10 protein-coding genes and 1 pseudogene are annotated in these 10,293 nt (G+C 73.7%); 10 read left to right on the top strand and 1 reads right to left on the bottom strand.

All coding sequences use genetic code 11. The features are described 5' to 3' along the window. The first annotated feature begins 15 nt into the window (after positions 1-15). From AC2CJA_RS05075 to AC2CJA_RS05110, 8 genes and pseudogenes are all read left to right on the top strand, one after another. Positions 16-939: an LLM class F420-dependent oxidoreductase gene (locus AC2CJA_RS05075; protein WP_484601442.1), complete on the top strand. Its 924-nt coding sequence runs from the start codon at positions 16-18 to the stop codon at positions 937-939. A 7-nt stretch (positions 940-946) separates the two neighbouring features. Further along, positions 947-1,927: a homocysteine S-methyltransferase gene (gene mmuM, locus AC2CJA_RS05080; RefSeq protein ID WP_484601443.1), complete on the top strand. Its 981-nt coding sequence runs from the start codon at positions 947-949 to the stop codon at positions 1,925-1,927. 81 nt (positions 1,928-2,008) lie between these two features. Continuing rightward, a pseudogene (locus tag AC2CJA_RS05085) lies at positions 2,009-2,158 on the top strand (3' terminal RNA ribose 2'-O-methyltransferase Hen1); the annotation flags it as partial. Positions 2,159-2,228: 70 nt separating this feature from the next. Further along, the gene (locus AC2CJA_RS05090; RefSeq protein WP_484601444.1) at positions 2,229-3,488 is read left to right on the top strand and encodes an arginine deiminase; all 1,260 of its coding nucleotides are present in this window, start codon (positions 2,229-2,231) and stop codon (positions 3,486-3,488) included. A gap of 109 nt (positions 3,489-3,597) precedes the next feature. Further along, positions 3,598-4,602, top strand: a complete 1,005-nt coding sequence (gene argF, locus AC2CJA_RS05095; RefSeq protein ID WP_484601445.1) for an ornithine carbamoyltransferase — start codon at positions 3,598-3,600, stop codon at positions 4,600-4,602. Positions 4,603-4,690: 88 nt separating this feature from the next. Then, on the top strand, positions 4,691-5,386 hold the full coding sequence (locus tag AC2CJA_RS05100; protein WP_484601446.1) for a pentapeptide repeat-containing protein: 696 nt from the start codon (positions 4,691-4,693) through the stop codon (positions 5,384-5,386). Positions 5,387-5,576: 190 nt separating this feature from the next. Beyond that, positions 5,577-6,593 carry an ATP-binding cassette domain-containing protein gene (locus AC2CJA_RS05105; RefSeq protein WP_484601447.1) on the top strand — a complete coding sequence of 339 codons (1,017 nt, stop codon included), beginning with the start codon at positions 5,577-5,579 and terminating at the stop codon, positions 6,591-6,593. After that, positions 6,590-7,471 carry an ABC transporter permease gene (locus AC2CJA_RS05110; protein ID WP_484601448.1) on the top strand — a complete coding sequence of 294 codons (882 nt, stop codon included), beginning with the start codon at positions 6,590-6,592 and terminating at the stop codon, positions 7,469-7,471. Before AC2CJA_RS05105 ends, AC2CJA_RS05110 begins: the two co-directional genes overlap by 4 nt. 150 nt (positions 7,472-7,621) lie before the next feature. Here the strand turns inward: AC2CJA_RS05110 and AC2CJA_RS05115 are convergent, their stop codons facing one another. Next, positions 7,622-8,194, bottom strand: coding sequence for a hypothetical protein (locus tag AC2CJA_RS05115; RefSeq protein WP_484601449.1), 573 nt, complete (start codon positions 8,192-8,194; stop codon positions 7,622-7,624). 141 nt (positions 8,195-8,335) lie between these two features. Here AC2CJA_RS05115 and AC2CJA_RS05120 point away from each other — a divergent pair, with 141 nt between their 5' ends. Together AC2CJA_RS05120 and AC2CJA_RS05125 are read left to right on the top strand one after the other, a co-directional pair. Next, on the top strand, positions 8,336-9,040 hold the full coding sequence (locus tag AC2CJA_RS05120) for a response regulator transcription factor (protein WP_484601450.1): 705 nt from the start codon (positions 8,336-8,338) through the stop codon (positions 9,038-9,040). Further along, positions 9,037-10,293: sensor histidine kinase (locus tag AC2CJA_RS05125; RefSeq protein WP_484601451.1), on the top strand; the 1,257-nt coding region annotated here is incomplete at its 3' end. The genes AC2CJA_RS05120 and AC2CJA_RS05125, both read left to right, overlap by 4 nt.

Genomic DNA, 10,293 nt, shown 5'->3' on the forward strand with positions numbered 1-10,293 from the left:
TGCAGGATGGAGGACATGGATCTGCGCATCTTCACCGAACCCCAGCAGGGTGCCTCCTACGACACCCTCCTCGCGGTCGCCAGGGCCACCGAGGACCTGGGTTTCGACGCCTTCTTCCGCTCCGACCACTACCTGAAGATGGGTGACGTCGACGGGCTGCCCGGCCCGACGGACGCCTGGATCACCCTGGCCGGTCTCGCCCGGGAGACCAGGCGCATCCGGCTGGGCACCCTGATGACCGCGGCCACCTTCCGGCTGCCGGGTGTCCTGGCCATCCAGGTGGCGCAGGTCGACGCCATGTCGGGCGGGCGCGTCGAACTCGGTCTGGGCGCCGGGTGGTTCGAGGCCGAGCACACGGCCTACGGCATTCCCTTCCCCAAGGAGAGGTTCTCCCGGCTCCGGGAACAGCTGGAGATCGTCACCGGGCTGTGGGCCACCGAGCCGGGCAAGACGTTCTCCTACGACGGCGCCCACTACCGGCTCGCCGAGTCGCCCGCGCTGCCCAAGCCCGCACAGGACAGGGTCCCCGTACTCATCGGAGGCATGGGGGCCAAGCGCACCCCGGCACTGGCCGCGCGCTTCGCCGACGAGTTCAACGCCCCCTTCGTCTCCGTCGAGGACAGCGAGCGGCAGTTCGGCCGGGTGCGGGCCGCCGCCGAGGAGCACGGCCGCGCCGGGGACGACCTGGTCTACTCCAACGCCCTGGTCGCCTGCGTGGGCCGGGACGACGCCGAGGTGGCGCGGCGCGCGGCGGCCATCGGCCGCGAGGTGGCGGAGCTGAGGGAGAACGGACTGGCCGGCTCCCCGGCCGAGGTGGTCGACAAGATCGGCCGCTACGCCGAGGCGGGCTCCTCCCGGATCTACCTGCAGATCCTGGACCTGCACGATCTGGACCACCTGGAGCTGATCTCCTCCCAGGTGCAGAGCCGGCTGGGGTGAGCCAGGCATGAGCACACCACCCGCGCCGCCGCCCGCGTCCGCCCCCGCGCTCCCGCTCGCGGAGGCCCTGGCGCGCGGCCCCCTCGTCCTCGACGGCGGGCTGTCCAACCAGCTCCTGGCACAGGGCTGCGACCTGTCCGACGAGCTGTGGTCGGCCCGGCTGCTCGCCGACGACCCCGCCCAGGTGGAGGCGGCCCACACCGCCTACGCGCGGGCGGGGGCGCGGGTGCTCATCACCGGCAGCTACCAGGCATCCCACCCGGGCTTCGCCCGGCGCGGGCTGGGCGGTGCGGAGACCGACGCCCTGCTGCGCCGCAGCGTGGCCCTGGCCCGGGCCGCGGCGGGCGAAGCCGGCGGGCCGGTGTGGGTGGCCGCCTCGGTCGGCCCGTACGGCGCGGTGCTCGCCGACGGCGGCGAGTACCGCGGCCGGTACGGCCTGACGGTCGCCGAGCTGGAGCGTTTCCACCGGACCCGGATCGAGGCGCTGGCGTCGGCCGCCCCGGACGCCCTGGCCCTGGAGACGGTGCCCGACGCCGACGAGGCCGAGGCCCTGCTGCGCGCGGCGGCCGGCTGCGGGGTGCCGGTGTGGCTGTCGTACACCGTCGCCGGGCCGCGCACCCGCGCCGGACAGCCGCTGGCGGACGCCTTCGCCGTCGCCGCCGGCAACGACCAGGTGATCGCGGTCGGCGTCAACTGCTGCGATCCGCGCGACGCCGCGCCCGCCGTACGCCTGGCGGCGCGGGCCACGGGCAAGCCGGTGGTCGTCTACCCCAACAGCGGCGAGGGCTGGGACGCGGCGCGCGGCGCCTGGACGGGCGGGACCGTCTTCGACCCCGCCGCCGCCCGCACCTGGGTGCGCGACGGCGCCCGGCTGGTCGGCGGCTGCTGCCGGGTCGGCCCGGCGGATATCGCCGCCCTGGCCGCGGAACTCGGAGCGGGGGCGGACCGGGAGGCGGGACCGGGACCGGGACCAGGGCCGGAGGGATAGTCGTACCAGCGCCCCGCGCCGGTGGAAAACCGCTGGGGCGGCCCGCCCGAAGGGGCCATACTCGCTCAGGTGTTCCTGACGATGACCACCACCGGCAGCGCTGAGCGGCCCGCCACCGACCTCGGGTTCCCGCTGCACAAACACCCCGACCGGGGCAGGGGGCGCGGCGGCGCACCCGACTCGGCCCTGGCGCAGTACGTCAACGACCGCCCCTGCGCCGCCCCCTTACTCCGGCCGCCGTCTCCGCGGCCGGCTCGGTGTCCCGGGGTGTAGCCGCCCGGCTCGGGGTGAGGATGGTGGCATGGGACTCCACGTCGACTCCGAGACCGGGCGGCTGCGCCGCGTCATCCTGCACCGCCCCGACCTGGAACTGAAACGGCTCACCCCGACCAACCGGGACGACCTGCTCTTCGACGACGTGCTGTGGGTGCGGCGGGCCCGCCAGGAGCACGACGGTTTCGCCGACGTCCTGCGCGACCGGGGAGTGGAGGTCCACCTGTTCGGCGACCTGCTGGCGGAGTCGCTGGAGGTCCCCGCGGCCCGCGCGTTCGTCCTGGACCGCACCTTCCACGAGAAGGAGTACGGACCGCTGGCCGCCGACCACCTGCGGGCCGTCTTCGACGAGATGTCCGGGGCGGAGCTGGCCGAGGCGCTGGTGGGCGGGATGACCAAGCGGGAGTACCTGGAGCGGCACCCCGAGCCGGTCTCGGTGCGCTTCCACGTGATGGACCTGGACGACTTCCTGGTCGCCCCGCTGCCCAACCACCTGTTCACCCGCGACACCTCCGCATGGATCTACGACGGGGTGTCCATCAACGCCATGCGCTGGCCGGCCCGGCAGCGCGAGGCGATCCACTTCGAGGCGATCTACCACCACCACCCGCTGTTCGCTGCGGGCTCCGGTGCCCCCGCCTCCGGCCCGGCCGGGGGGGAGGGCTTCCACATCTGGTCCGAGGGCCAGGGCGCCTATCCCTCCACCATCGAGGGCGGGGACGTGCTGGTCATCGGAGGCGGCGCGGTGCTCATCGGAATGAGCGAGCGCACCACCCCGCAGGCGGTGGAGATGCTCGCCCGCGGTCTGTTCGCGGCGGGCTCGGCCCGCACCATCGTGGCGCTGGACATGCCCAAGACGCGCGCCCTGATGCACCTGGACACGGTGATGACGATGGTCGACGGCGACACCTTCACCCAGTACGCGGGCCTGGGCATGCTCCGCTCCTACACCATCGAGCCCGGCGCGGCCGAGTCGGAGCTGAAGGTCACCGACCACCCGCCCGAGCACATGCACCGCGCCATCGCCGCGGCCCTGGGCCTGGACGGCGTCCGGGTGCTGACCGCCACCCAGGACGTGCACGCCGCCGAGCGCGAGCAGTGGGACGACGGCTGCAACGTGCTGGCAGTCGAGCCGGGGGTGGTCATCGCCTATGAGCGCAATGTCACCACCAACACGCATCTGCGCAAGTGCGGCATCGAGGTCATCACGATCCCCGGCAGCGAGCTGGGCCGGGGCAGGGGCGGGCCGCGCTGCATGAGTTGCCCGGTCGAGCGCGACGCGGTGTAGGCGGGAGCGGAACGGAAGCGGGGCACCCCCTCTGCATAGAGATACGTTTATTCGTATAGACTTCCGGCTTTCCCGCCGTATCCGACGAGACAGTCCCTAGGAGCCCCCCATGGCGATCGATCTCACGGGCCGCCACTTCCTCAAGGAGCTGGACTTCACCCCCGAGGAGTTCCGCCACCTGGTCGAGCTGGCCGCCGAGCTGAAGGCGGCCCGGCGCGCGGGCGCCGAGGAGCAGCGGCTGCGCGGGCGCGGCATCGCGCTGATCTTCGAGAAGACCTCCACCCGCACCCGCTGCGCCTTCGAGGCCGCCGCCGCCCAGCAGGGCGCCCACACCACCTGCCTCGACCCCTCCGGCTCCCAGATCGGCCACAAGGAGTCGGTACGCGACACCGCCCGGGTGCTGGGGCGGATGTACGACGCGATCGAGTACCGGGGCAGCAGCCAGGAGGCGGTGGAGGAACTGGCCGCCCACGCAGGCGTCCCCGTCTACAACGGGCTCACCGACGACTGGCACCCCACCCAGATGCTCGCCGACGTGCTCACCATGACCGAGCACTGCGACAAGCCGCTGACGGAGACCGCCTACGCCTACCTGGGCGACGCCCGCAACAACATGGGCAACTCCTGCCTGGTCACCGGCGCCCTGCTCGGCATGGACGTGCGCATCGCGGCGCCGCGCGACCTGTGGCCGGAGGAGTCCGTGGTGGCCGCGGCCCGCTCCCTGGCGCAGACCACCGGCGCGCGCGTCACCCTCACCGAGAAGGTCGAGGAGGGCGTGGCCGGCGCGGACTTCGTCGCCACCGACGTGTGGGTGTCGATGGGCGAGCCCAAGGAGGTCTGGGAGGAGCGCATCGGGCTGCTGCGGCCGTACGCCGTCACCATGGACGTCCTGCGCGCCACCGGCAACCCGCGCGTCCGCTTCCTGCACTGCCTGCCCGCCTTCCACGACCTGGGCACGGCCGTGGGCCGGGAGATCCACCAGCGGTACGGACTGGAGTCGCTGGAGGTGACGGACGAGGTGTTCGAGTCGGAGTACTCGGTCGTCTTCGACGAGGCGGAGAACCGCATGCACACCATCAAGGCGGTCATGGTCGCCACCCTCGCGGGCGCGTAGGCGCCGCCGCCCTCGCGGGGGCACGGGCACTGTCAGAGGCTGCGCCTAGGGTTCGGAAGGACACCCACCGTCCGGACCGGAAGGCCCCATGCCCGCCCAGCGAACCCCGCGCACGCCCCCCGCCCCGCCGGCTCCACGGGAGCTGGCCGACCTGCCCTACGCGCACCACCTCCGGCCGTTCGGCGGCGGCGGGCGGCTGGAGCGGGAGCGCACCTACGACACCGTCCGCTTCGACGGGGACGGCTTCCACGGCGCGGACGCCGGCGGCGCCGGCTTCGTGGAGTCCGCCTTCACCTCGGTGACCTTCGAGGGCGGGCGCTACCGGCGGGCCCGCTTCAACGACGTGTGGCTGCACACCGTGCGCTGGGTGGGCACCGACCTGGCCGAGACCGACTGGACGGACGCCGAGATCGTGTCCGGCGCCCTGGCCGGGGTGGAGGCGTTCGGGGCGCGGATGCGCCGCGTGACGTTCTTCAACTGCAAGCTCGACTCGGTCAACCTCCGCGCCGCGCGCCTGCGCGACGTGTGCTTCGTCGACTGCCTGCTGCGCGACGTGGACTTCGGCGAGGCGGCCCTGGAGGACGTGGCGTTCCCCGGCTCGGTCCTGGACGGAGTGCGGCTGGAGAAGGCGAGGCTCACACGGGCCGATCTGCGCGACGCTGCCGGGCTGGGGATCGAGGCGGGCCACGAATCGCTCGGGGGCGCGATCGTCGGCCCGGCGCAACTGCTGGACCTCGCCCCCGCGCTCGCCCGGGCGCTGGGCATCGAGGTCCGGGACGACTGAGGACGGCCGAGGACGATCGAGGAGGCGCGACGTGCCCGCACATTCGTTACGACCCCGCCGGCGCGGGAGACCCGGAACGTCCGGGAGACCCGGCGGGGGAAATCCCCGGGAAGCGATGAGTCCGGAGCCCCCGGACGGTCCGAAGGCCGGGGGAAGCCGCACAACCGACGAACGACGAGGACGACGGAACATGGGCGAGAGCGCATCCGGCCTGGCGATCGAGACATCCGGGCTGGTCAAGGTGTTCGGGGAGACCCGCGCGGTGGACGGCGTGGACCTCGCCGTCCCGGCGGGCACGGTCTACGGGGTCCTCGGCCCCAACGGGGCGGGCAAGACCACCACGGTCAAGATGCTCGCCACCCTGCTGCGCCCCGACGGCGGCCGGGCCCGGGTCTTCGGACACGACGTGCTGCACGAGGCCGACGCCGTACGCTCCCGGGTGAGCCTGACCGGGCAGTACGCGTCGGTGGACGAGGACCTGACCGGCGCGGAGAACCTGGTCCTGCTGGGCAGGCTGCTGGGCCACCGAAAGCCCGCCGCCCGGCGGCGGGCCGAGCAGTTGCTGGAGGCCTTCGGGCTCGCCGAGGCGGCGGGCAGGCAGGTCAAGAACTACTCGGGCGGCATGCGGCGCCGCATCGACATCGCCGCGTCCATCCTCAACACCCCCGACCTGCTCTTCCTGGACGAGCCGACCACCGGCCTGGACCCGCGCAGCCGCAACCAGGTGTGGGACATCGTGCGGGCGGTGGTCTCGCGCGGTACCACGGTGCTGCTGACCACCCAGTACCTCGACGAGGCCGACCAGCTCGCCTCCCGCATCGCCGTCATCGACCACGGCAAGGTCATCGCCGAGGGCACCAAGGGCGAGCTGAAGGCCTCGGTGGGCGCGGGCGCGGTGCACGTGCGGCTGCGGGACGCCGAGCGGCGGCCCGAGGCCGGGCGGCTGCTCGCCCGCGTCCTGGACGCACGTATCCAGCTCGACCCCGACCCCGTGGCCCTGACCGCCCGCGTCGGCCTGCACGGAGACGGTGCGGGAGCGGCCGAGCAGGCCTCCCGGGCGCTGGCGGAACTGGCCGGCTCCGGCATCACCGTCGACACCTTCTCGCTGGGCCAGCCCAGTCTGGACGAGGTCTTCCTCGCCCTCACCGACCGTCCCGCCGCCGGTACCGGCGCCCCCGCGAACGAGGAAGAGGAGATCCCGGCATGAGCACCGCCACGGCGCGCGGGCAGCGCACCGACGAGATCGACGAGATCGACGAGATCGACGAGAAGGCCCCCGCGGCGGCCGAGACCCTGGCCGGCCTGCTGGTGTCCGGCCGGCGCCCGCCCCGCCCCAGCGCCTGGGCCGCCTCCGCCGCCTTCGGCTGGCGGGCGGTGCTGAAGATCAAGCACGTGCCCGAGCAGCTCTTCGACGTCACCGTCTTCCCGGTGATGATGGTGCTGATGTTCACCTACCTCTTCGGGGGCGCGCTGGCCGGATCGACCGACCAGTACGTGCAGTTCCTGCTGCCGGGCATCCTGGTGATGAACATCGTGATGATCACCATGTACACCGGTATGGCGGTCAACATCGACATCGCCAAGGGCGTCTTCGACCGGTTCCGCACCCTGCCGGTCTGGCGTCCCTCGGCGATGGTCGGCTATCTGCTCGGCGACATGCTGCGCTACACCATCGCCTGCGCGGTGATGCTGGCACTCGGCCTGGTGCTGGGCTTCCGCCCGGCAGGCGGCGTGGCCGGAGTGGCGGCCGGGGTGGCGCTGCTGATCGTCTTCGCCTTCGCCTTCTCGTGGGTCTGGACGATGTTCGGCCTGATGCTGCGCACCGAGAAGTCGGTGATGGGCGTCAGCATGATGGTGATCTTCCCGCTGACGTTCCTCAGCAACGTCTTCGTCGACCCGTCCACCATGCCCGGCTGGCTCCAGGCCTTCGTCAACAACAGCCCCGTGACCCATCTGGCCTCGGCGGTGCGCGCACTGATGGCGGGCGACTGGCCCGCCACCGAGATCGCCTGGTCGCTGGGGTGGGGCGCGGTGCTGGTGGCCGTCTTCGGAACGGCCACCATGCGCCTGTACAACCGCAAGTGAGCGCCGCGCCGCCCCGAGCTCGGAACCGAAGGGGGACGGGCGGGCGCGGCCGGGTGAGCCCATGGCGACCATCGTGCGGGCCGGTCGTTTCGGCGGGCGTCGAAACCACCGGCGGTACCGCGGCGGTACCCCGGCGTTACCCGGGCCCCCTCAGACGGTCGACTCCCTGACCGCCACGCTGTAGCTGGAGGGCGTGGGCGAGGTGACCTCGATCCGCGAGCGGAAGGAGTCGCCGGTGAAGACCACGGTCAGATCCCTCGGCCCGCCGCGCCGGGTGGCCGCGGTGAAGCCGCCGGCCGGCAGCGCCGAGACCAGGCAGGCGCCGCTGCTGCCGAACCGTATGGACGCACGCCCTCCCGTGGTCTGGAAGGTGCGCACCTCGGCGCCGGCCGTACGGCAGCCCTCCTCGCCGCCGCCGGTGTCCGCGGTGGGCGAGGGGGTGGGGCGAGCGGTGGGAGGGGTGGTGGGGGAGGCCGGCGGCTTCGGTGCGGGGACGGGGGAGGAGGCGCGCCGGGCGGGCGAGGGGGCGGGTCTGGGAGTGGGGGACCTGCTCGGCTCGGCGCTCGCCGTCGGGGAGGAGACGACCGTCCCCGGGGTGTCGCGGGCCACGGGCGGGGTGGGCCGGGTCGTCCCGACCACGAACTGGACGGTGAGGCTCACCGTCGTCACGCTGAGGGACGTGCACGACAGCCACAGCAGTACGTAACGCAGGTAGCGGGGCACCGCCCCATACTGCCCGACCGCTCACGACGGCCTCACGACGGCCTCCGCCAGGGCCCGTGAAGGTCGGTGAGGGCTCGTGAGGGACTCCTGGCGGGCCCTGCTCGCCCCCGCGGCCGGCGGCACCCGTTACCGTCCCTGGCCATGGCATCGGTACTTCTGGTCGAGGACGACCCCGTGATACGGGCCAGGCTCATCGACGTCCTGTCCCGGCACGACCACGTGGTGCGCAGCTCCCCCTACGGCTTCGAGGCCCTGCGGGAGGTGACGCGGCAGCCGCCGGACGCGGTGGTGCTCGACCTGGGGCTGCCCGACCTCGACGGCGTCGACGTCCTGCGCATGCTGCGCAGCATCTCGCAGGTGCCGGTGCTGGTGGCCACCGCGCGCGACGACGAGGCCGAGATCATCCGGCTGCTCAACGCCGGCGCCGACGACTACCTGGTCAAGCCCTTCTCCGGCGGGCAGTTGGCGGCCCGGCTCGGGGCGGTGCTGCGCCGCTCCGCCGCCGCGGAACGTCCCCCCGCCCCGGAGGCGGCGCCCCGGGACGGCGCGATACGCGTGGGCGGCCTGGCCATCGACCGGCAGGCGCGGTCGGTTTTCCTGGACGGCAGCGAACTGCGCCTGACACGCAGGGAGTTCGATCTGCTGGCCTATCTCGCCGAGCGCGCGGACCGGGTGGTGCCGCGCCGCCGCGTCCTGGCGGACGTGTGGCGGCGGTCCTACGTCGAGGAGCAGACCCTGGACGTGCACGTGTCCTCCCTGCGCCGCAAGCTCGGCGAGCGGGCGAGCCGGCCGCGTTATCTGCACACCGTGCGGGGCGTGGGCATCAAACTGGTGACGCCGCGATGAGGCGGACGCTGGCCGGCGTCTCGCTGGCCGTCACCTCCATGGTCGCGCTGTCCTTCCTGATCCCCCTGGCCCTGCTGGTCAAGTCCGAGGTGAGGTCCCGGGCGATCACGGTGGCCGAGCAGCGGGCGGCGGCACTGGCACCCGTACTGGCCCTGACCACCCGCCCGGACGAGGTGCGGCAGGCCGTGGCCGAGGTCGACGACACCGGCCGGCTGGGCGTCCACCTGCCCGGCGGGCGCCTGGTGGGCGCCTCGTACGCGCCCGCCGACGCCTGGCGGCGGGCGGCCCGGCAGCAGCGGACCTCCGCCCGGGACACCGAGGAGGGCTGGGTCCATCTGCAGCCGGTGGTGCTGGCCAGGGACCGGGTGGCGGTGGTCGAGTCCTTCGTGCCGCGCGCCGAGTTCGAGCGCGGCGTGGGCTCGTCCTGGCTGGTGATGTCGGCGCTGGCGCTGGCCCTGGTGGCGGGGTCGGTGCTGGTCGCCGACCGGCTGGGGGCGCGGGTGGTGCGCGCCTCCCGGGACCTCTCGCGCGCCGCCAACGCCCTGGGCGAGGGGGATCTCGGCAGAAGGCTGGAGCCCAAGGGCCCTCCCGAACTGCAGGAGGCCGGCGCCGCGTTCAACACCATGGCCGACCGCGTCGTCGAACTGCTGGCGATGGAGCGCGAGCTGGTGGCCGACCTCTCGCACCGCCTCAGGACTCCGCTGACGGCGCTGCACCTGGAGTCCGAGCGCATCGCCTCCGGCCTGCGGCGGGAGGACGCCGACCGGCTGGAGGCGGCCGTCACCCATCTGGAGGAGGAGCTGGACTCCATCATCAAGGCGGCCCGCACGCCTCTGGCGGCGGCCTCGTTCGCCCCGGACCCACCGGGGCCGGAGGTCTTGTGCGAGGCGGCGCGCGTGGTGTCGGCGCGCACCGACTTCTGGTCGGTCCTGGCCGCGCAGCAGGGCCGGGAGTGCGCGGTGACCGTGACGGACGAGCCCACCCCCGTGACGCTGCCGGAGGAGGACCTGGCCGCGGCCGTCGACGCCCTGGTCGGCAACGTCTTCCGGCACACCCCGGAGGGCACGGCCCTGGCGGTGGGCGTGCACCGCACGGCGCACGCGGTGGTGGTGACCGTGGACGACGCCGGCCCCGGTATCCCCGACCCCGAGCGGGCGCTGGCCCGGGGCGCGAGCGTCGGCGGCTCCACCGGCCTGGGCCTGGACATAGCACACCGGGCCGCCGACGCCGGGCGCGGCCGGCTGGAGGTCGGC

The sequence above is a fragment of the Streptomyces sp. ATLC9 genome (assembly GCF_057196705.1).